The sequence below is a fragment of the Kosakonia sp. H7A genome (genome assembly GCF_003028445.1).
In the GTDB taxonomy this organism is placed as follows: domain Bacteria; phylum Pseudomonadota; class Gammaproteobacteria; order Enterobacterales; family Enterobacteriaceae; genus Kosakonia; species Kosakonia radicincitans.
The window spans coordinates 1-538 of record NZ_PYTZ01000064.1 but is presented as its reverse complement, the minus strand read 5'-3'; the positions used below and the strand labels follow the sequence as shown (position 1 = coordinate 538).

Annotated in this window: 1 protein-coding gene; it reads right to left on the bottom strand. The window is 68.0% G+C overall.

The window, feature by feature from the left end:
- A partial coding sequence (locus CWM66_RS28180) for a PQQ-dependent sugar dehydrogenase (RefSeq protein ID WP_146159962.1) occupies positions 1-538 on the bottom strand: 538 nt, incomplete at both ends.

Sequence of the window (538 nt, the reverse complement as noted above, 5' to 3'; positions counted from 1 at the left end):
GGCCCTGCGCGTCAAAGGCAATGCCGAGGGCGTTGCGGTGGCCCAATGACCAGGCCTGTGCCGCCACGCCGCCCTGCTTCGCGAACGGATTGTCGGCGGGCACGCTGCCGTCCTCGTTGAGGCGCAGGATTTTGCCCAGGTTGCTACCCATGTCTTGAGCGGGGTCGAACTTCTGCCGCTCGCTGGAGGTGATCCACAACTTGCCGTCCGGGCCGAACGCGAGGCGATGCCCGTAGTGCCCGCGTCCGCTGACCTTGGGAACCTGGCGCCAGATCACCTGGAGTTCCGACAGCGTGCCGCCGCCTTGTGCGTCCAGTGCCAGCTTCGCGCGCGCCACCGCGGCGCCGCGCGTATCGCCTTCGCCTGCTTCGGCGTAGCTGAGGTACACCCAGCCATTGCGGGCGAAATCGGGATGCGGCAATACATCGCCAAAGCCGCCTTGCCCGCCGTAGTCCACCGTCGGCACGCCGGTCACGCGCCCCTGGCGACCTGTGCGCGGATCCAAACGCTGCAACTGGCCACGCTTCTCGCTCACCAG